The 21,162-nt window shown below is 65.8% G+C and carries 17 protein-coding genes; 6 read left to right on the forward strand and 11 right to left on the reverse strand.

Annotated elements, in window-relative coordinates; all coding sequences use genetic code 11:
- Positions 1-54: 54 nt before the first annotated feature.
- Positions 55-1,095: an alpha/beta hydrolase gene (locus tag EDF57_RS06015; RefSeq protein ID WP_134093467.1), complete on the reverse strand. Its 1,041-nt coding sequence runs from the start codon at positions 1,093-1,095 to the stop codon at positions 55-57.
- Between the two features lie 58 nt (positions 1,096-1,153).
- Complete coding sequence (locus tag EDF57_RS06020; RefSeq protein ID WP_134093468.1) at positions 1,154-4,042, reverse strand: TonB-dependent receptor; 2,889 nt, start codon at positions 4,040-4,042, stop codon at positions 1,154-1,156.
- Positions 4,043-4,421: 379 nt separating this feature from the next.
- Here EDF57_RS06020 and EDF57_RS06025 point away from each other — a divergent pair, with 379 nt between their 5' ends.
- Together EDF57_RS06025 and EDF57_RS06030 are read left to right on the forward strand one after the other, a co-directional pair.
- Positions 4,422-5,705: a pectate lyase gene (locus EDF57_RS06025; protein ID WP_134093724.1), complete on the forward strand. Its 1,284-nt coding sequence runs from the start codon at positions 4,422-4,424 to the stop codon at positions 5,703-5,705.
- Positions 5,706-5,722: 17 nt separating this feature from the next.
- On the forward strand, positions 5,723-6,136 hold the full coding sequence (locus EDF57_RS06030; protein ID WP_134093725.1) for a cupin domain-containing protein: 414 nt from the start codon (positions 5,723-5,725) through the stop codon (positions 6,134-6,136).
- A gap of 105 nt (positions 6,137-6,241) precedes the next feature.
- Here EDF57_RS06030 and EDF57_RS06035 read toward each other — a convergent pair whose 3' ends face one another.
- From EDF57_RS06035 to EDF57_RS06055, 5 genes are all read right to left on the reverse strand, one after another.
- Positions 6,242-7,099, reverse strand: coding sequence for an acyl-CoA thioesterase II (locus EDF57_RS06035; RefSeq protein ID WP_134093469.1), 858 nt, complete (start codon positions 7,097-7,099; stop codon positions 6,242-6,244).
- Positions 7,096-7,524, reverse strand: a complete 429-nt coding sequence (locus tag EDF57_RS06040) for a MerR family DNA-binding transcriptional regulator (protein ID WP_134093726.1) — start codon at positions 7,522-7,524, stop codon at positions 7,096-7,098. Before EDF57_RS06040 ends, EDF57_RS06035 begins: the two co-directional genes overlap by 4 nt.
- 107 nt (positions 7,525-7,631) lie before the next feature.
- Positions 7,632-9,263: a long-chain fatty acid--CoA ligase gene (locus EDF57_RS06045; RefSeq protein WP_243840904.1), complete on the reverse strand. Its 1,632-nt coding sequence runs from the start codon at positions 9,261-9,263 to the stop codon at positions 7,632-7,634.
- Positions 9,264-9,328: 65 nt separating this feature from the next.
- Positions 9,329-10,639, reverse strand: a complete 1,311-nt coding sequence (locus EDF57_RS06050; protein ID WP_134093471.1) for an outer membrane protein transport protein — start codon at positions 10,637-10,639, stop codon at positions 9,329-9,331.
- 56 nt (positions 10,640-10,695) lie between these two features.
- Entirely contained in the window at positions 10,696-11,142 is a 447-nt protein-coding gene (locus EDF57_RS06055) for a DUF2147 domain-containing protein (RefSeq protein ID WP_132267878.1), read from the reverse strand.
- 186 nt (positions 11,143-11,328) lie between these two features.
- On the opposite strand from EDF57_RS06055, the gene EDF57_RS06060 reads away from it, so the two are divergent.
- From EDF57_RS06060 to EDF57_RS06070, 3 genes are all read left to right on the forward strand, one after another.
- Positions 11,329-12,465, forward strand: a complete 1,137-nt coding sequence (locus tag EDF57_RS06060) for a thiolase family protein (protein WP_134093472.1) — start codon at positions 11,329-11,331, stop codon at positions 12,463-12,465.
- Positions 12,462-14,807, forward strand: a complete 2,346-nt coding sequence (locus tag EDF57_RS06065) for a 3-hydroxyacyl-CoA dehydrogenase/enoyl-CoA hydratase family protein (protein ID WP_134093473.1) — start codon at positions 12,462-12,464, stop codon at positions 14,805-14,807. Before EDF57_RS06060 ends, EDF57_RS06065 begins: the two co-directional genes overlap by 4 nt.
- 218 nt (positions 14,808-15,025) lie before the next feature.
- The gene (locus EDF57_RS06070) at positions 15,026-16,831 is read left to right on the forward strand and encodes an acyl-CoA dehydrogenase C-terminal domain-containing protein (RefSeq protein WP_134093474.1); all 1,806 of its coding nucleotides are present in this window, start codon (positions 15,026-15,028) and stop codon (positions 16,829-16,831) included.
- 99 nt (positions 16,832-16,930) lie between these two features.
- Here the strand turns inward: EDF57_RS06070 and EDF57_RS06075 are convergent, their stop codons facing one another.
- From EDF57_RS06075 to EDF57_RS06090, 4 genes are all read right to left on the reverse strand, one after another.
- A complete protein-coding gene (locus EDF57_RS06075) occupies positions 16,931-17,230 on the reverse strand; it encodes a GIY-YIG nuclease family protein (RefSeq protein WP_134093475.1) in 300 nt (99 codons plus the stop codon).
- 213 nt (positions 17,231-17,443) lie between these two features.
- A complete protein-coding gene (locus EDF57_RS06080; protein ID WP_243840905.1) occupies positions 17,444-18,115 on the reverse strand; it encodes a cytochrome b/b6 domain-containing protein in 672 nt (223 codons plus the stop codon).
- On the reverse strand, positions 18,112-18,621 hold the full coding sequence (locus tag EDF57_RS06085; RefSeq protein ID WP_134093477.1) for a cytochrome c: 510 nt from the start codon (positions 18,619-18,621) through the stop codon (positions 18,112-18,114). Before EDF57_RS06085 ends, EDF57_RS06080 begins: the two co-directional genes overlap by 4 nt.
- Before the next feature lie 117 nt (positions 18,622-18,738).
- Complete coding sequence (locus EDF57_RS06090; protein ID WP_243840906.1) at positions 18,739-19,812, reverse strand: 4-oxalomesaconate tautomerase; 1,074 nt, start codon at positions 19,810-19,812, stop codon at positions 18,739-18,741.
- A 101-nt stretch (positions 19,813-19,913) separates the two neighbouring features.
- Here EDF57_RS06090 and EDF57_RS06095 point away from each other — a divergent pair, with 101 nt between their 5' ends.
- On the forward strand, positions 19,914-21,068 hold the full coding sequence (locus tag EDF57_RS06095) for a LysR family transcriptional regulator (protein ID WP_134093478.1): 1,155 nt from the start codon (positions 19,914-19,916) through the stop codon (positions 21,066-21,068).
- Positions 21,069-21,162: the final 94 nt, after the last annotated feature.

The following is a 21,162-nucleotide window of genomic DNA, read 5'->3' on the forward strand; positions in this document are numbered from 1 at the left end:
GCCCCGAATGTTTCGGCCGGTTCCTTCCGGCCATTTACCTCAGCCCCAGCTCCTTCAGGCCAGGCCGACCGAGCGTGCCCAGGCCCGCCAGAGATCGGGCCACGCCTCGACCGGCTTGCCGATCGTGCCGCGCAGCCCGAAGCCGTGGCCGCCTTGCGCGAAGAGGTGGGTTTCCACCGGGACGCCTTGCGCGCGGAGCGCGGCGCGCAGGCGCAGGCTGTTGTCTACCGGGACGACGGGATCGTCCTCGGCGTGAAGCAGGAAGTGCGGCGGCGCGCCCTTGGGCACCGTGCGCTCCGGCGAGTGCGCGGCTTCCAGTTCCGCTGTGGGCGAGGGGCCGAGCAGCAGGTCGCGGGATCCGGCATGGGCGATGGCCGGGTCCATCGAGACCACCGGATAGACCGGGGCCGCGCAGAACGGGCGCGCGGAAAGTCTGTCCGCCGCATCGACCGGCGCGTAGACTTTCGCGTCGAAGCGGGTGGAGAGGCTGGCGCAGACATGGCCGCCGGCCGAAAAGCCCATGGCGGCGACGCGCTCCGGCTGGATTCCGAAGTCTTTCGCACGGTGGCGGATCAGGCGCATGGCGCGCTGCGCATCGGCCAGCGGCACGTCCTGCCGATCCGCCCAGCCTTCGCCGGGGAGGCGGTAGAACAGCACGAAGGCCGTGAAGCCGCGCGCGGCAAGCCAGCGCGCCACTTCGTAGCCTTCCTTGTCGATCACGACGAGCCGGTAGCCGCCGCCCGGGGCGATCAGCACCGCCGCGCCGTTGGGCCGGTCGGGCCGGAACACCACCATGCGCGGATGGGTGGTGCCGGTGACGGAGCGATCGTTGACCTGCCCGTTGGCAGAGCGTTCGGTGACGGTTTCGACCGGCGGCGCTCCGGGCATTCCCGGCGCACCTTTCGGCCAGAGGTCGATCGTCTCGGTGGGTTCCGGCAAGCCTGGCGGCGGCGCCTTGGCGGCATCGGCCGGAGGCGGTGTCATGCCGCTATCGCCCGGCCTTCCGGTTTGGGCCAGGGCCTGGCCGGCGCTCAATCCAGGCAGCAGCCCGGAGGCGAGCGAAGCCGCCATGAACGATCGGCGGTCGATGGTCATGGCGGCTTCCTCTTCGTTATTTCAGTTCATGGCATTCGGCAGATGTATCGGCCGAACGTCAATACTTTGCGCGCGCGCCGAACAGGATCGTGCGGCCGAAGTGGTTGTTTTCGTAGTTGCGCTCCGCGAAGACGTCGTTGAAGCGATAGCGATAGGCATCGGTCAGGTTGTTGCCGTCGATCGAGAGTTCCAGCCACTCCGTGGCCTTGTAGCGGATCGCCGCATCGATGCTGGTGTAGGAGCCATAGCCTTCGAAGATATTGCCCGTGGCGCTGGTCGCATCCACGAAGGGCCCGCGATAGCTGACCGAACCGCGAATGCTGAACTTGCCGTCGTCATAGTAGAGCGTGGCGTTGGCCGCCTTCTTGGACACGCCCAGCAAGGTCTGGGTATAGACCGCCGAGACGCCGGTGAGGGCGCAGGCGCCTGTCGTGGCGTTGCGGGTACAAGCCGAAGTGGCCGGGCCGGTGATCGTGTAGTCCGCCTTGCTCTTGATGAACGTGGCGTTGCCCTGGAAGCCCGTGTGGCTGAGGATGCCGGGCAGGAAAGTGAAGGGCAGTTGCAGTGCCACTTCCACGCCCTTCAGCGTCGCGCCCTGGCCGTTGACCTGCGAGGAGACGACATATTCCTGGTTGGGATCGTAGTTGATGTAGGCAGGCGTGCTCTGGCCCAGCACGTCGCGGCCGAGGCCGAGCTGCGGCAGGGTGGCCACGTAAGTGCCGGCGACCGGGAAGCTTTCGATCTTCTTGATGAAGGCGGCCACCGACAGCAGGGCCTGCGGGGCGAAGTACCATTCGGCCGAAAGGTCGAAATTGGTCGCGCGATAGGGATCGAGGAACGGGTTGCCGAACGTGACGCGGTAGTTGAAGCCGTCCACCGAGCCGCCCGGGTTGAGGTTGCCCAGCGAAGGCCGGGTGATGACCTTGGCGATGGCGCCGCGCAGGATCACGTCATGGCGCGGGTAGAGCGCGATGTTCATGGCCGGGAGCCAGTCGTCGTAATTGCGCTCCACGGTGGCGGCGACGCCGGCGGTGTAGCCGGTCGATTTCTGGCCGGTATGGGCATAGCGCATGCCGAAGTTGCCGGCATATTCGAGCCCGAAGATGTCGCCCTTCACGTCGAACTGGAGGTACCCGCCCGACGTCGTTTCCTGCACGCGGCGGTTGTTGCCCAGGTCCTCGATGGCGGTCCGGCCATAGAGGTTGGTATAGTCTGCCGCATTGGCGATGTTGGCGACGAGCCAGGAATCGGTGGTTCCGTTCGGCTGGCCCGCGTCTCCCAGGTTGGCGACTTGCGAGATGTCCGAAGTGACGGGCAGGCCGTAGACCGAAGCCGAGCAGGTCACCTGGCCGAGGATCAGGTCCTTCGTGCCGTTGGCGCCGCAGGCGGCGGTGTCGCGCTGGAACAACTGGGTGCGGAAGTTGTAGCGCCGCCAGACTGCGCCGGTCTTGACCGTGAAGCCTTCGGCAAGGTCCCACTCGGTGCGCAATTGCGCGGTCTTGAAGCGGTTCTTCACATAAGAAGGCCGGTCGCGGATTTCGGCGAGCTGGAAGTTCGCCGGATTGGTCACGTCGAGGCCGTAGTTCAGCACCGGCGTCTTCATGTCCGAGTAGTCGTAGCTGAAACCGTTGGCGTTGCGGTTGTCATAGGCGAAAGTCGTTTCGACCGGGATGTCCGCGTTCGATTGCGACATGCCGCCCAGCAGGGTGAAGCGGAAGCTGTCGCTGACGTCCTGGTCCAGCGTCGCGCCGATCTGGTAGAATTCGGTCTTCGACTTGCGCAAGTAGCTTTCCGTGCGGACATAGGCGTTGTTGAACGTGGCGCTGACCATGTTGCCGTTGTCGTCGTAGACCGGGTCCACCACGTCGAAGCGGCGCTCGTTGGAGCGGGCGAGCACTTCCAGCCACTGTTCCGCGCGGTCTTCCTTGAACGAGGAATAGAGGCCGTCGATCGAGAGCTTGGTGCGGTCGGTCGGCTCGAACTGGATGGATCCGGTCAGGCCCAGGCGCTTGCGGTCATGCTCGACCACGCCGTAGCGCGGGATGCGCGGGTGGAACGAGAGCGAGGCCGCGTCGCAGGCGGCGGAGGGGCGATAGCCGCCGCCCGTGCCGACCGGGTTGCCGCCGGTCGGGCCGACGTTGGAAAAGTAGCACGGCGTGCCGTTCACCGAGTTGAAGTAGGCCTGGGCCCAGCGCACCGAGTTGTTGCCGGTTTCCAGCGTGTCGGTGTGCGAATAGGCGGCCGAGAGATTGACGCCGAACGTGCCCGCGTCGTTCCTCCAGGACAGCAGGCCGGCGATGCGCGGGCCGACATTGTCCGACAGGTCGTTGTAGGAACCCTGGACGTTGAGCACGGCGGAAAGGCCGGCCTTGCCCGCCAGCGGGTTGCCGGTGTTGAGGTCCACCACGGCGCCCAGCGAACCTTCGTCGAGGCTGGCTTCGGCGGTCTTGTGGACCACCAGGCTGCTGAACAGTTCCGAGGCGAAGACGTTGAAGTCGAACGAACGGTCGCGGTTGGCGGACGCGCCGTCGGAGCTGGTGGCGATGGTCTCCAGGCCGTTCACGCGCACGCGGGTGAACTGGGCGCTGAGGCCGCGAACGGTGATCGCGCGGCCTTCGCCGCCGTCCTTCTGGATGGAGATGCCGGGAATGCGCTGGAGCGATTCGGCAAGGTTCTGGTCGGGGAACTTGGCCATGTCCTCGGCCACGACGGCATCGACCGCGCTGACCGATTCCCGCTTCACGTTGAGCGCGGCTTCCAGCGACTGGCGGAAGCCGGTGACGATGATTTCCTGGGCGGTCGTGCTGTCCTGCGGGGCCGTCTGGGCGGCGGCGCCGGTATTGTCTGCGGCCGTGTCCTGCGCGAAGGCGGCGTGCGGCAATGCCAGCGCGCTGCCCGCGACCAGCGCTGCCTTCAGTAGCGAAATCCTCGAAACATGCCTTTGCATGATCAACTCCCCCTGTAGCCTTCCGGCTCACTGGCCTTCTCAGCCTATTGATACCGGTGTCAAAGAGGATCGCGCCTTGGGCGCTTCCTTTCTCCGGCACCTGCTCCCAGCACCTTGCGGTACTTTCCTCAACGCCTTTGCGGCGCACTCGATTGAACTGCGTATCGTCCTTGTCGCGCAATCGTCAGTTCGTTCTTGCCGGTCTTGGTAACCGGTGTCATTAGTTATTGCCGCAGGGACGCCACCCTGTCAAGAACGCTGTAACAAGCCTGGCAAGAACCGGATCAAACGGGAGAGAGCAGTGAAAGCAACGAGGCAGTTCGGCCGTCTTACCCTGGCCGCATCGGTCGCCATTCTGGCGATTTCGGCGGTCTCCCCCATGGCGATGGCGCAAGCGGCAGACCCTACGAAAGGTGGCGACGGCGGGCGAATCATCCGCGTCACCACGCTCGCCAAGGATGGACCCGGATCGCTCAAGGCGGCGGTCGAGGCGAAAGGCAAACGCATCGTGGTGTTCGAGGTGGGCGGCGTGATCGACCTGGGGCGCACGGTGCTGGAAATCGATGAGCCTTATCTCACCATCGCCGGGCAGACGGCGCCTTCGCCGGGCGTGACGATCGTGCGCGGCGGGATCGACCTCAAGGGGCACGACGTGAAGATCAGCCATCTTCGCGTGATGACCGGGGTGGATGGCCAGCCCAAGCTCTCCGGCTGGGAGGCCGATGCCTTCTCCACCGTTGCCGCGCACAATGTGGTGATCGAGCATTGCAGCTTCTTCTGGGCGATCGACGAGAACATGTCGACGTCGGGTCCGCGCTTCAACGGCAAGACCGTGAAGGAATGGCGCGAGGCCACCAGCCACGACGTGCTGTTCCGCGAGAACCTGGCCGCGGAAGGGCTGGCCGACGCCAGCCATCCCAAGGGCGAGCATTCCAAGGGCTCGCTGGTGCACGACAACGCCACCGGCATCGTCTTCTACCGCAATGTCTGGGCGCACAACATGGAGCGCTCGCCGTTGGTGAAGGGCGGGGCGCAAGTGCTGATGGTCAACAACATGATCTACGATCCTGGCCACCGCGCGGTGCACTACAACCTGATGAACCTGGAATGGGCGGGCCATCCCTATGTGACCGGAGAGATCACGGCCGTCGGCAATGTCATGCGGGCGGGCAATTCCACCGCGCCGGGCTTGCCGTTCCTGACTCTGGGCGGCGACGGCGACCTCGCCTGGTTCAGCAAGGACAACATCAACGTCGATCGCTGGGGCAATCCCGCGCCGATGCTCGGCCGCTACGGCGTGACCAAGGCCAAGGTCATCGAAGCGCCGGCACCGCTCGCCAGCCTCGACGGCTACAAGGTGATGCCCGCCGCCGACCTCGAAACCGACCTGCTCGGCTCGGTCGGCGCCCGCCCGTGGGACCGCGCGCCCGACGACATCCGCGTGCTGTTCTTCGTGGCCGAGGGCCGCGGCGAAGTGATCGACGACGAGAAAGTCGTCGGCGGTTATCCGCATCCGGCGCCGACTCAGGCCACCTTCGTGGAGAAGGACTGGAATCTCGGCACGATGACGCCGAAGTCGGGCCTCTATCCCGGGCAGAAGGCCGGACCGCAGGAGAAGCTCTCCGCGCGGGACAGAGAAATGCGCGAAGGGGCGGCGAAGTGATCGCGGGGCTGCTGCTGATGGCGGCTGCCACTACCGGCACCCCGGCCCCGACTTCACCCTCGGCCCCGCCCATGGCCGTCATCGACGAAAAGGACACCGTGCGCGAGGAAGCCCCTCCGCACGGCGCCATCGGCATGAGCACGGCCTATCGCATTTCGGATGCCGTGCCCGCACCGCGCGCGATGGAGTTCCGCCGCCGGGTCCTGCACAAGGGCGCGGCCATCGGCGCGCATCCCATCGCGCACGATGAGGTTTATTACGTTCTGTCGGGCGAGGGCGAAGTGGTGTCGGACGGCCAGCGCGCGGTGCTGCGGCCGGGCATGACGGCCTATCTCTACAACGGCGCGGTCGTGGGCATCTGGCAGCGCGGCGAAGCACCGCTTTCGCTCGTCATCGCTTATCCTAACCCGCCCGTGGCTGCCGGAAAGTAAGGCGCCCCGAGGCATTCCAAGCGGGGCACCGGCTTTTTCTCCACCCGATCATGGGCTTGGAGAAAGGGCTGGCGCCCTGAAGTCAGCGAATTCCCGAGCGGACTGTCAGGCCTGGGGCTTGACGCGGAGCAGGCCCTCCTGCGCGACGCTGGCGACCAGTTCGCCCGAGCGTGTGTAGATCGCGCCGCGGGCAAAGCCGCGGGCATGGCCGGACCAGGGGCTGTCCATGGCATAGAGCAGCCAGTCGTCGATCGGCGGGGTCTGGTGGAACCAGATCGCGTGGTCGAGGCTGGCGCCGGTCACGCCGGGCGAGAAGAACCCCAGCCCGTGGGGCATCAGCGCCGTGGAAACGAGCGCGAAGTCGCTGGCATAGGCCAGGAGCACCCGCTGCATCGTGTCATCGCTGCCGAGCGGCCGGGCCAGCCGGAACCATTCCTGGCGCTGGGGCAGATCGCCGCCGCGCACCGGGGGGCAAGGGCGGATGTCGAAGGCCGCGAGCCGGTCCAGCAGGAAGGACGGCAATTTCTGTCCGGCAGCGGCCAGGGCGTCCCGGAAATCCGGGCACTCGTCCGGTGCCGGGACGTCCGGCATGGGCACCGCGTGGGACAGCCCTTCCTCGGGCCGGTGGAAGGAAGCCGCCAGGTTGAGGATCGGCTTGCCGCCCTGCATGGCGACGACGCGGCGGTTGGAGAAGCTGCCACCGTCGAAGTCAGGCAGGACGCGGTAGATGATCGGGCGGGCGGAATCGCCGGCGCGCAGGAAATAGGCGTGGAGCGAGTGGGCCTGCCGCTCGGGATCGACGCCCCGCGCGGCGGCGGCCAGCGCCTGGGCCACGACCTGGCCGCCATAGACGCGGCCCATTTCCTCGGCCGAGGCGGCGCCTCGGAAGATGCCGGTATCGATCTCTTCCACGTTGAGCAGGTCGCGCAGTTCTTCCACGGCGCGGCGGGCGTCTTCACTCATGGCTGGTCTCCGGGCCGTTCTTCAGGCGGTGCCGATGCCGGGCCGCTGCGGACTTCCACGGGCATGCCCTTGAGCCAGGCCAGCGACTGCCGCTCGATGGACAGCAGTTCTTCCAGCGTCTGTTCGATCGCGGTCTTCTGCTGGCGCAGTTCGTCGATACGGTCGGTAACCCGGGTGAGTAGCGCGCGGACCTGTTCGTGGTGTTCGGGATCGACGTCGTAGAGGTCGAGGAATTCCTTGATCTCGCGGATCGAGAAGCCGAGCCGCTTGCCGCGCAGGATCAGCTGCATCCTGCCCATTTCGCGGCGCGAATAAATGCGGGTGGTGCCGACGCGCTGCGGGGCGATCAGGTCCTTGTCTTCATAGAAGCGCAAGGTGCGCATCGTCACGCCCAGTTCGGTGGCGGCTTCCTGGATGCCGAGCATGTCGCCGCCCGGCTCTCCCTCTTCCGGGTTTTCGCGCGGGGCTGCCGCCTGCGCGCCTGCTGCGGGGAGGGGCTCGCCGTTCGGAGTGAGTGCGGCTCCGGTGCCGCTCACGAATCCTGTCCCGAGGCGCGGCGCGCGGCCTCTTCCTCGACCAGCTCCTTCTTGGAGAGCTTGCCGACCAGCGTCTTGGGCAGGCTGTCGCGGAATTCGATCTGGCTTGGCATCTCGATCTTGTTGAGCCGTTCCTTGAGGAAGGCCATCAGGGTTTCCTGGTCCAGCGTATCGCCGGGATGGAGCGCCACGAAGGCCTTGGGCGCCTGCCCGCGATAGGTATCGGGAATGCCGATCACGATCGCCTCGTGCACCATCGGATGCTCGTAGAGCGCATCCTCGATCGTTCTCGGATAGACATTGTACCCCCCGCAGAGGATCATGTCCTTGATCCTGTCCACCAGGAACAGATAGCCGTCTTCGTCGAGATAGCCAACGTCTCCCGTGCGCAAGGCACCGTAGATGAAGGTCTTTTCCGATTCCTCGGGCCGGTTCCAGTAGCCGGACATGACTTGCGGGCCGCGCGCGCAGACTTCGCCGCGCTCGCCCTGGGGCATGACTTTGTGCAGGTTGTCCGGATCGCGGATTTCCAGAACGGTTCCGGGGAAGGCCGGGCCGCAGGAATTGTTCTTCACCTCGCCTTCCAGCGGATTGCAGGCGATGATCGGGGAGGCTTCGGACAGGCCGTAGCCTTCCACCACGCGCACGCCGGTGCGCTGCTCGAACTTCTGGCGCACTTCCAGCGGCAGCGGCGCCCCGCCCGAGATGCAGACGCGCACCTGGTCGAACTCGCCGTGGAGCTGCTGGTTGTTGAGCGCGGTATAGAGCGTGGGAACCCCGAAGAACTGCGTCGGTTTGGTGCGCTTGGCGGTGGCCAGGAACGACTTCATCTCGAAACGCGGCAGCAGGATCATCTCGGCGGCGGTGTCCACCGAGTAGTTGAGCACCGTGGTCAGCGCGAAGACGTGGAACAACGGCAGGACGCCCAGCGTGCGCTCCTGCGTCTCCGGCATGTGGCCGACATGGGCGATCATCTGCGCCGAATTGGCGGCGAGGTTCGCATGGCTGAGCATCGCGCCCTTGGGCACGCCGGTGGTGCCGCCGGTATATTGCAGCACGGCAAGGTCCGAGGGCGAGCGTTCGACGGGATCGGGATCGGCGTCGCGCGCGATCAGGTCCGCAAAGCGCAGGAAGCGCAAGTCATGCGGCTCATGCGCGATGTCCTTGCGCTTGAGCAGGCGATAGGCGCGGCCCTTCAGCTTGGGCAGGGCATCGGCGATCGGGCAGACGATCACGCGGCGCAGCGCGCCCTTTCCGACCAGCGGCTCGATCTTGGGAAGCGAGAGCGCAAGGTCGGAGGCGACGATGAATTCCGCACCGGAATCGTCCACCAGATGCGCCATCTCGCGCTCGGTGTAGAGCGGGTTGAAGTTCACCACGATGCCGCCGATGCGCAGGATCGCGAAGTAGCAGATCACGTAGTAGGGCGTATTGGGCAGGCACAGGCCCACCCGCGTCCCCCGCTTGACGCCGAGGTCCTGCAACCCCCGCGCCGCGCGGCGGGACAGGTCGCCGATCTCCTTGTAGGTCCACTTGCGGCCCATGAAGTCGATCGCCGGCCAGGCGCCGTGAGCTTCCACGGCATGGTCGAGCAGGTCGGTGAGCAACCGCGGCGCGATCGGCGGCATCTCTTCCGGAAGTTGGGAGGAGGTCTCCGGGGCGGAGTGTCCGCCGATCGTCGCCGCGGCTCCCATCAGAAGGCCACCCGCGCGCCGAGCGAGAAGACCATGGCGTAAGCATCCTGGAGGCTGCCGTTGGTGATCACCGGGGTCTGTGCCGCCGTGCCCGGATAGGCCGCGGTGATGCGGTCGATCGGCGCGTCCTTGAACGTGATGTACGAGGCGGCCGCGTCGATCGCGATCTTCTCGCTCATGTTCCAGGTGGTGCCGGCCGAGAAGTTCCAGCGGTTGCTGTCAGGCACGCGGGCATCGCGGTCGCCGCTGCTGGTCGGCGTCTCGCCGTACTGGATGCCGCCTCGCACGGTCCACTTCGGATTGACGTCGTAGTCCATGCCGAAGGCGTAGGAGAAGCCGTCCTTGTAGTTCTCGGGGATCTGCTGGTTGATCGGGGCGCCGAGATCGATGGTGTCGAACTTGCTCCAGCCGAAGGCCACGACTTGCGCGTTCAGCGTCAGCTGCTTGGTGGCGTGGATGCGGCCGGACATGATCGCCTGCCACGGGGTGGTGAATTCGGCCGTGGCGTCGAGCGTCCGGTTCTGTGCGGCAAGCGGGCCGAGCAGGCCGTCGATGGTCAGCGAGCCGTCGAGCTTGTGCTTGATGGCCGACTTGTAGGCGACGCCGATCGAGGCGGGGCCGTTATGGTACTGGGCGCCGACCGACCAGCCCACGTCCCAGCCACTGCCCTTGAGCTGCTGATGGCCGTCCGCCAGCAGCGGCGAGAGGTTGGGCAGGTAGTTGCCGAGGGTGGCGTCGACATGTTCGACGTTGGCAGCCGCGCCGATATAGAGGCCTTCGACCGGCTGGAAGGCGACGCTGGGCTGGATGTCGATCGTGCGCAGCTTGGTCTTGTCCGCGGAATAGCGGGCCCAGCTGTCGGCATCGTAATTGGTGGTGAAGGAATAAGGCGAGGTCACCGTCAGGCCGAAGGCGAACTTGCCGGTGCCGTAGGCGATCGAGCCGGAGGGCAGCACGCCGTTGTCGATGGGGTTCTTGGCCAGGCCATTGCCGCCGACCGGGGCAGGTGCCTGTCCGGGGCGGACGATCACGGTGCCGTCGTCCACCACTTTGCCGCGCGGCAGGATGACGCTGGCGTGGACCGAGGCCTGGCCGCCTTCGAGCCCGCCGATCGCAGCCGGGTTCCACCACAGCGAGTCGACGCCGGTATCGGCGGCCTCACCCGAGAAGGCGCGGCCCTGTGCGCGTACCGACTGTTCCTGAAGGTAGAAGGCCTGTGCATGGGCGGCGCCGGCAAAGCCGAACACGACGGCGGATGCGGCGGCCGATGCGGTGCCCGCGAGAAGAATGCGGCCCGAAGTGCGTTTCATATCCTTGAACTCCCTTAATTCTCTTATGCCCTGAACCTTCGTGTACCCGGTGCGCCTCAGGGGATGCGCGTCCAGGTCTGGGTCTTGCACAAGGGCCAGACGATGCAGCCCTTGAGCTTGAGGCTATTGGCCCCCGAAGGCGTTATCGTCGCCTTGTAGGTGCCGCCGTCCTCAGGATTGTAGATCTGTCCTTCGACCCATTCGTTCCCTTTGGCCTTGAAACCACCGACAATTTGCAGGCCCTTGATCTTGCGGCCACGCTGCGCGGTGTCCTTGTTGTTCACGTCGCGCAGGTCGGGGTTTGTCTTCAGGCCGTCCGAATCGACGAGCCGGCCGCAGACCGATTCGCCGCAGCGGCTGAGTTCGACGACCCCGTGCTTGGAAGGTGTGCGCCACTTGCCGACGACGGAGTCGCCGCCGGCCGCCAATGCCGGATTCGCGCCGGGAATTGCGATCAGGGCCGCGGCAACAAATGCCAGCCCCGCAGGTTTCCACTGTTTCATGAGCGACCTCTCCATCGTCTCCAACCGGACATCTTCTCACCGGCGGGACGGGGCCCTTACGGTGGGATGCTGATTTGTCGTAACCGATAATTTGCTTGACGTATAGGGAAAGAATTGCACCCTTAGGGAAGAAGGCGACGCAGCCTGGGGAAGAGCCCTCGGCGCGTCGGCCCACGGAGAGAGTGCATGCAAAGTGTCGTGATCGCGGGTTACGCCCGCTCGCCCTTCCACTTGGCCAACAAGGGCGCGCTGGCGCGGGTCCGTCCGGACGACCTTGCCGCGCAGGTGATTCGCGGCCTCATCGCCAAGACCGGCGTGGAAGCTGCCGATATCGAAGACGTCATCGTCGGCTGCGCGTTCCCCGAGGGCGAGCAGGGCTTCAACGTCGCGCGCCTGATCGGCCTGCTGGCGGACCTGCCGATCTCGGTGGGCGGCATGACTGTGAACCGTTTCTGCGGCTCGTCGATGAGCTCGATTCACTACGCCATGGGCCAGATCGCCATCGGCGCGGGCGAAGTCTTCGTCTGCGCGGGCGTCGAATCGATGAGCCGCGTGCCGATGATGGGCTTCAACCCGCTGCCCAATCCGCAGCTGGCGAAGAAGAGCGCCGCCTATATGTCGATGGGCGAAACCGCCGAAAACGTCGCTACCAAGTACCAGATTCCCCGCGCCGACCAGGAAGCGCTGGCCGTCTCCAGCCAGCAGAAGGCCGCCGCCGCACGTGACGCCGGCAAGCTGACCGACGAGATCGTGCCGATCCAGACCAAGGGCGGGATCGTCAGCGAAGACGGCACCATTCGCGGCGAAACCACCGCAGAGGGCCTTGCCGGCCTGAAGCCCGCGTTCGATGCGGCAGGGTCGGTCACCGCCGGCACCTCCTCGCCGCTGACCGATGGCGCCAGCGCCGTGCTTGTCACCACCGAGGACTATGCCCGCGCCCATGGCTTGCCGATCCTCGCCCGCATCAAGTCGGTCGCGGTATCGGGCTGCGCGCCGGAAACCATGGGCCTCGGCCCGATCCTGTCCAGCCAGAAGGCGCTTGAGCGTGCCGGTATCTCGGCGGGCGACCTTGACGTGGTCGAACTGAACGAGGCCTTTGCCAGCCAAGCGCTGGCCTGCATCAAGGACCTCGGCCTCGACGTGGCCAAGGTGAACATCGACGGCGGCGCGATCGCCATCGGCCACCCGCTGGGCGCCACCGGCGCGCGCATCGTCGGCAAGGCGGCCTCGCTGCTGAAGCGCGAAGGCGGCAAGTACGCGCTCGCCAGCCAGTGCATCGGCGGCGGTCAGGGTATCGCCACGATCCTGGAGTCGGTGGAATGAGCGACAACAACATCATCAAAAAGGTCTGCGTGATCGGCGCCGGCACCATGGGTGCCGGGATCGCCGCTCAGGTCGCCAATGCCGGCGTGCCGGTGCTGCTGCTCGACATTGTTCCTAAGGACGCCGAGTCTAAGGGGCTTGGGCGCAACGCGGTTGCCGAGGGCGCCGTGGCGAAGATGCTCAAGACCGAGCCCGCGCCGTTCATGAGCAAGTCGGCCGCCAAGCTGGTCGAGACGGGTAATATCGAAGACCACCTCGACAAGGTTGTCGAATGCGACTGGGTGATCGAGGCGGTGATCGAGCGTCTCGACATCAAGCAGGGCCTCTACGCCAAGCTGGAAGCGGTGAAGCGTGATGGCACTGCCGTTTCGTCCAACACCTCGACGATCCCGCTCGCCAATCTGGTCGAAGGGCGCTCGGACGCGTTCAAGCGCGACTTCCTGATCACCCACTTCTTCAACCCGCCGCGCTACATGCGCCTGCTGGAAATCGTCACGGGCCCCGCGACCGACGCCGCCGTCGCCGCCAAGGTCGAGCAGTTCGCCGACGTTTCAATGGGCAAGACGGTGGTGAAGGCCAAGGACACCCCGGGCTTCATCGCCAACCGCATCGGCACCTACTGGATCCAGCTTGGCCTCAACGCCGCGTTCGACATGGGCATCACCATCGAACTGGCCGATGCCATTGCCGGAAAGCCGATGGGCGTGCCCAAGACCGGCATCTTCGGTCTTGTCGATCTGGTCGGCATCGACCTGATGCCGCACTTGCAGGCCAGCCTCACCTCGACGCTGCCCGCAGGGGACCTCTACCACGGCATCGCCCGCGACATTCCGCTGATCAACAAGATGATCGGCGAGGGCTATACCGGCCGCAAGGGCAAGGGCGGTTTCTACCGTCTCAACAAGGAAGCCGGTCGCCGCAAGGAAACCATCGACCTTCAGACCGGCGAATACCGTCCCACCATCACCGCACAGGGACCGCGCGGCGCCGCCTCGAAGGGTGACCTCAAGGCACTCGTCGAAAGCAAGGGCGACATCGGCGCCTACGCCTGGGCCGTGCTGGGCGATACGCTGGCCTATGCCGCCAGCCTCGTGCCCGATGCCGCTTCGGACGTGGTTGCCGTCGATGATGCGATGAAGCTGGGCTACAACTGGAAGGCCGGCCCGTTCGAGATGATCGACAAGCTGGGCGCCAAGTACCTCGCCGAACGCCTCGCCGCCGAAGGCAAGGCCGTGCCCGCGATCCTGACCGTGGCGGGCGACCGCACGTTCTACCGGATCGAGAACGGCAAGCGCCAGTTCCTGGGCCTCGATGGCGAATACCGCGACATCGTCCGCCCCGAAGGCGTGATGCGCCTGGCTGACGTGAAGCTTTCGTCCAAGCCGATCATCCGCAATGCCTCTGCCGCGCTCTGGGACATCGGTGACGGCGTCGTCTGCCTGGAATTCACCGGCAAGATGAACGCGCTCGACGGCGAAGTCATGAAGCTGATCGGGCAGGCCATCCCGCTGGTGGCGGCGCAGTACAAGGCGCTGGTCGTCTACAACGATGCCGACACCTTCTCGGCCGGTGCCAACTTGGGCCTCGCGCTCTTCGCGGTGAACATCGCCGCCTGGGGTGAGATCGAGAAGCTCGTGGCGGGCGGACAGCTGGCCTACAAGGGCCTGAAGTACGCACCGTTCCCGGTGGTCGGTGCTCCGGCCGGCCTCGCGCTTGGCGGCGGGTGCGAGATCCTGCTCCACTGCGACGCGATCCAGGCCCATGCCGAACTCTACTGCGGCCTTGTGGAATGCGGCGTCGGCCTCGTTCCCGGCTGGGGCGGCAATGGCGAGATGATCGACCGCTGGCGCAATGCCCCCGGCATGCCCAAGGGCCCGATGCCGGCGGTTGCCAAGGTGTTCGAGATGGTCTCGACCGCGCAAGTCTCCAAGTCTGCCCAGCAGGCGCGCGAGATGATGAGTCTGCGTAAGGACGACGGCATTTCGATGAACCGCGACCGCCTGCTGCATGACGCCAAGCAGAAGGCTCTGTCGCTGGTCGAGGGCTATACCCCGCCCGAGGCGCCCGAGTTCAAGCTGCCCGGCGCCGGTGGCCGCACCGCACTCGGCCTTGCGGTCGAAGGCTTCCACAAGCGCGGCATGGCGACCGACTACGACGTGGTCGTCTCGGGCATTCTGGCCGACGTGCTGACCGGCGGCGATGAGTTCGACCTCGTCGACACGGTGAGCGAGGGCGAACTGCTCAAGCTGGAGCGCGATGCCTTCATGGGCCGACTGCGCGACGACCGCTCGGTCGCCCGTGTCGAGCACATGCTCGAAACCGGCAAGCCGCTGCGTAACTGAACCAAAGGAAAACCGGGCCGAGAGCGTGACCTGCCACCCCATCCTCCTTTCCTCGTTCCTTCCCTCGTCATTGAGAGCGGCGAAGCCGCGCGGCAATCCAGGGGCGTCGCAAACCGCCCTGAATTGCTTCGCTTCGCTCGCAATGACGAAGTGCGGGGTGCGACAGGAAGCGGGACGGGTTAGTGCGAGTTCATCTCTCGACCTGCGAGGAGAGTGATATGCAAGTCTACGAAGCGCCCCTGCGCGACATGAAGTTCGTGCTCCACGAACTCCACAACGATGACGGCTTCGGCAATCTCGAAGCCCTGGCCGAATTCACCCCCGACCTTGTCGACGCGGTGCTGGAAGAGGCTGCCAAAGTGGCGCAGGAAGTCCTGCTGCCGCTGAACCGCAGCGGTGATATCGAGGGCTGCACGCTGGAAAACGGCGTGGTCCGCACCCCCAAGGGCTTCAAGGAAGCCTACGACATGTTCCGCGAAGGCGGCTGGTGTGCGCTGGCGTCCGATCCCGAATGGGGCGGGCAGGGCCTTCCCGAGGCGCTGAACAAGCTGACCGAGGAGATGATCTGCTCCGCCAACCTGTCGTTCAGCCTCTATCCCGGCCTTACCCACGGCGCGACCACCGCGATCGAGGGCTACGCCAGCGACGAACTGAAGCAGGCCTACCTGCCCAAGATGGTCGAAGGCACCTGGTCGGGCACGATGTGCCTTACCGAACCGCACTGCGGCACCGATCTTGGCATGCTGCGCACCAAGGCGGTGCCTGCCCAAGATGCAAATGGGGGTGACGACAGCTACAAGATCTCCGGCGCGAAGATCTTCATTTCGGCGGGCGAGCACGACCTGACCGAGAACATCATCCACCTCGTCCTCGCCCGGCTTCCCGATGCGCCGGAAGGCGTGAAGGGCATCAGCCTGTTCCTGGTGCCGAAGTACCTGCCCAAGGAAGACGGCACGCCGGGCCCGTCCAACGGCGTTTCGGTGGCAGCGATCGAGCACAAGATGGGCCTCAAGGCCTCGGCCACCTGCCAGCTCAACTTCGACGATTCGATCGGCTGGCTGGTCGGCACCGCGAGCAAGGGCATGGAAGCCATGTTCAAGATGATGAACACCGAGCGCGTTTCGGTGGGCATCCAGGGTCTTGGCGTGGGTGAAGCCGCCTATCAGTCGGCCGTGTGGTACGCCAAGGACCGCGTGCAGGGCCGTTCGCTGTCGGGCGTGAAGAACCCCAAGGGACCGGCCGATCCGATCATCGTCCACCCCGACGTGCGCCGCATGCTGATGACCGCCCGCGCCTACAACGAAGGCAGCCGCGCTCTGGGCGCCTGGGTCAGCCGCGCGCTCGATGCCGAAAAGCATTCGACCGATCCGGCCGTGAAGGCCCGCGCGGAAGACTTCATCGCGCTGATGACCCCGGTGGTGAAGGCACTCTTCACCGACTGCGGCTATGAAAGCGCGAACCTGGCCGTGCAGGTCTACGGCGGTCACGGCTACATCGCCGAAAGCGGCGTGGAGCAGTTCGTGCGCGATGCCCGCATCGCCATGATCTACGAAGGCACCAACGGCATTCAGGCGCTCGACCTTGTCGGCCGCAAGATGCCCGCACATGCCGGCCGCTATCTGCGCTCGTTCTTCCACCCCGTCTCGGACTTCATCGAGGTGAACAAGGCGGACGAGACGTTCGGCAAGATGATCGAGGGGCTGGAAAAGGCCTTCGGTGCGTTGCAGCTCTCCACCGGCACGATTGCCCAGAAGGGCATGAAGGACCCCGAGGAAGCCGGCGCCGCCGCGACCGACTATTTGCGCCTGATCGGCCTTGTCGCCATGGGCTACACGTTTGCCAAGGCGGCGCTGATCGCCAAGGCCAAGCTGGACGAAGGCACCGAGGACGCGGCGTTCTACACCGCCAAGATTGGCACCGCGCGGTTCTTCTTCGACCGTCTGCTGCCGCAGGCGACCGCCGCGTTCCTCGCGATCAAGTCGGGCAAGGCATCGATGATGGCGCTGGACGTGGATATGTTCTGAGGCTGGGGCCCACTCGCCCCACCCCACCCTCGTCATTGCGAGGAAGCGAAGCTGACGAAGCAATCCAGAGCGGCACATCGCTGTTTCTGGATTGCTTCACTACCCGCAGATACTCTCGAACAAGTCGCTCCACAGCGGATTCTCCGTCTCGATCAGTGTGGTCTTCCGTTTCCGCGAGCCGCCCTTGAGCTGCTTTTCGCGCAGGATGGCGTGTTCCATGGTGGAATGCACTTCGAACCACACAAGGTGCTTGCAGCCGTAGCGCTTGGAAAACCCGTCGATGACGCCTTCGCGGTGCTGGAATGCGCGTTGGCGTAAGTTGGATGTTACGCCCACGTAAAGAGTGCCGTTGCGGGCGCTGGCGACGATGTAGACTGCGGGTTGGAAGTCGCGCTTCATCGCTCTGGATTGCTTCGTCGCTTCGCTCCTCGCAATGACGAAGGGCGTTATAATTCTGTCATTGCGCTATTTGGGGCGTGCCACGCCACGCCACGCCACGCCACGCCACGCCACGCCACGCCCAACCGCAACCCAAACCCAACCTTACCCCCAGCCTTCGTCATTGCGAGCGTAGCGAAGCAATCCAGAGCGGCCCACCCCGCCGCCCGATCCTCACGCAGCCCCGACCCAGACCACCCAGCCCACCAGCCAAGCCGCGACCACGCAGGCGATCAGCCGCCACACCGGCGCTTTCACCATGCCGGTCGTACCGGCGGGCATGGGGCGTGAGCCGGTCACCATGGCCCCGATCAGCCGGTCCCGCTTCACCGCGCGGTAATAGAGGATCGCGGCAAGGTGCAGCACGATCATCGCCAGGATCAGGTAAAACACGATCCCATGCAGCTCCGTCATCCGGCTGGCGGCGGTGGAGGACACCAGGTGATTCAGCGGTCCGGTGGTGCCGTCGTCCGGATCACCTGCGAAGAAACCCAGCGTGACCTGCAGGGCCATGAGGCCGAGCATCGCCAGCACGCTCCAGCCGCCCGCCGGGTTGTGGCCGGGGGTGGGCTCGTGAGCGCCCGACCGCAAATGCGCCAGCACCGCGCCCGGCCCTCGCACGAAGCCCGAAAACCGCGCGGTCGAACTGCCGACGAAGCCCCAGAGCACGCGGATCACCAGCAGTTGCATCAGCACCGTGCCAATGCTGGTGTGCCAGCCCATCTCGCCGTTTTCGGCCGTCCACCAGAGCGCCGGGATCAGTGCCGCGAAGCTCCAGTGGATTACGCGGACCGGCCAGTCCCACAGGCGGGTGCGGACATCTGCCGCACCCTCGTGGCTGTTCACTGCTTTTTCTCGCGGAAGTTCTCGTGGCATCCCTTGCAGGCGCCGCCGATCTCACCCATCGCCATCTGAGCGCCTGCGGCATCCTTGGCGTCGGCTGCGATCTTGAGCTTTCCGGCAGCGGCGCCAAGCTTGTCGGCCGCGGCCGTGAATTCGGCGGGCTTGTCCCAGATGGCGGGGAGGGCCTGGGTCTTCTCGCCCGATTCCTTGCCGCTGCCCTTGGGGAACAGACCGACGATCTTGCCCGCGTCAGTCTGGATCGAGGTGGCGGAAGCAGAGACGGCCGCGAAGTCCGGCGCGGAATCTTCCAGGGCTTCCTTGGCGGCCTTGTTGGCCTTGGCGATGGCCTTGAAATTGGCCTCTCGCGCTTCGATGGTGTCGGAAACCTTGACCGGGGCGCCGGAAGCGTCGGTCGTGGTCGCGGCCGGTTCCGAGCCCTTGCAGCCGGTCACGGCGGCTGCAAGCGCAAAGGCGGCTAGGGTGGTCGTCACGAATGTCTTCGATGCCATGTCGCTGCTCCTGGCAGTTATCTTTGAGCGGGAGGCCGTACTTTGCTTGCCCGTCGGCCCTGGTCCCAAGCGCTTGATAACCGCTGTTGTTGCTTTGCAGCGAATGGTTTTTCGCGCTTACCCGAAAACCACCCCGTCCATCAGCTTGCGCGCGGTGCGAAGGAGGGCGGCGCTCGTAACGGCGCCGCCCTCGTCCGTGTCGAGGACACAGGACATCTCGCCGGTCGGATGCTCGACCGACAGTGTCTTGCGGCGACCCTCGGGGATTTGTGCCACTTCAGCGGCGGGCGAGCCTTCGATCAGGCAGGCGGTCGCCACCGAGACTGCGCCGAGCACGCCGATGGTGGCGTGGGCGCGGTGGGGAATGAAGCTGCGCACGGTCACCGCGCCGCCATGCTTGGGCGGCGCGACCAGCATCATCTTGGGGACCGACTTGTCCTTCACGTCGCCGAGGTTCATTCGCTCGCCCACGGCCAGGCGGATGGCTTCGATCTTCGCTTTCAGCTCGCTATTGGCGTCCAGGCTCTCGCGGTCCTCGTAGCCGGTGATCCCGACGTCCTCGGCCTTCATGACGACGCAGGGCATGCCGTTGTCGATCAGGGTCACGCGCACGCCGTTCACTTCGTCGGCCGCATTGCCGGTGGGCAGCAGCGCGCCGCAGGAGGAGCCGGCGGTGTCGCGGAATTCCAGCGGGATCGGCGCATGAGTGCCCGGCACGCCGTCGATCGCGGCATCGCCCTTGTATGAAACCACACCGCCCGGCGTCTGCACGGTGGCGACGGCGACCTGGCCGGTGTTCTCCATGAAGATGGCGACATTGGTTTCATCGTCTTTCGCCTCGATCAGCCCGCGCTCGATGGCGAAGGGGCCGATCCCGGCGAGGATATTGCCGCAGTTCTGCTGATCGCTGACAAGCGCCTGATCGACGAAAACCTGCAAGAACAGGTAGTCCACGTCGATGCCCTCGCGGTCGGATTTGCTGACGACGGCGACCTTGCTGGTCAGCGGATCGGCGCCGCCCATGCCGTCGATCTGGCGCGGGTCGGGCGATCCCATGATGGAGAGAAGGAAAGCGTCGCGCGCCGCGGCATCGGCGGGGAGGTCGCTCTTGAGGAAATAGCCGCCCTTGGAAGTGCCGCCGCGCATCCACATGCAGTGTACGCCTGCTTGATCGGCTTGGATGGCACTCATGGCATTTCTCCTTTTCCCGCAGTCGGCCTCCTGCCGGAGCAGCGGGGCAGGGGGAAAGAGAAACTTTGGACCTGCCATAGGATTTGGCTAAGAGTGCCTCCATGGACATCTGGAACTTCAACCTTCGCCACTTGCGTGCAGTCGCCAAGATTGCCGAATTGGGGACGGTGAACGCGGCCGCACTGGCCGTGAACCTCAGTCAGCCCGCGATAACACAGGCGTTGGGGCGACTCGAGGCGATGATCGGACTGCCGCTGTTCGAGCGCCGTCACGACGGCATGATTCCCACGCGCGCCGGAGAGATCCTGGCGCCGCGCATCGGCGCCGCGCTGTCCCATATCCAGAGCCCGCACGTCACCATGTCGCGCCTGCGGGCGCTGCTCGCGCTGGCCGAGACGGGCAGCTATGCCGGGGCCGGGCAGGAGACCGGGCTTTCGCTGCCCTCGATCCACCGTGCGGTCAACGATCTCGCGCTGGCGCTGCGCCGCCCGCTGGTGGCGCGGCAGGGCAAGTTCGTCATCACCACCGAGGCGGGCACCCAGCTCGCCCGCGAATTCCGCCTTGCCAAAGTCGAGCTGGAGGCGGGGCTGTCCGAAGTCGAGGCGCTGCGCGGGCTGGAGACGCGGCGCATCGCCATCGGCGCCATGCCGCTGTCGCGGGCGCGCATCCTCCCGGCCGCCGTGGCGCGGTTCCTGGCGCGGCGGCCCCGGGTGAAGCTCACCATCGTCGAGGGTTCGCGCGCCGAACTGGTGGAGCCGCTGCGCAACGGCACGCTGGACCTCATGGTGGGCGCGCTGCGCGATCCTCTGGTGGAGGGCGATCTGGTGCAGCATCCGCTCTTCGAGGACCGGCCGGCCGTCTATGGCCGCAAGGGGCATCCGCTGGAAGGTACCGATCCCGGCGCGGCCGACGTGGCCCGCTACCCCTTCACCCTGCCGCCGCGCGGAACGCCGCTGCGCGACAGTTTCGAGCGCTATTTTCGCGAGCACGATGTGGCGCTTCCGGACGTGCCGGTCGAATCGGGCTCCGTCATGATGATCCGTCAGGTGATGATGGGCGGCGATTTCCTCACCGTGCTCTCGCCCGATCAGGTCACGGTCGAAGTGGAGGCGGGCTGGCTTTGCGCATTATCGCGGCTTCCGGCTGAATTTACCCGCCATATCGGCATGACCACCCGCGCGTCGCTGCGGCCGACCGAGGTGCAGAGCGAATTCTTCGCCGACCTGGAGTGGGCGGCGAAGGAGGTTTCGCGGTAGCGCGCGCGATCATGGCATGACGCGCTTATTGCACTGAGCTTATAGCTTCCGGGTGGTTCCGATTGGCGGCTTCCGGGCAATCGGGCCAGACTGG

The sequence above is a fragment of the Novosphingobium sp. PhB55 genome (assembly GCF_004368805.1).
Classification (GTDB): Bacteria; Pseudomonadota; Alphaproteobacteria; order Sphingomonadales; family Sphingomonadaceae; genus Novosphingobium.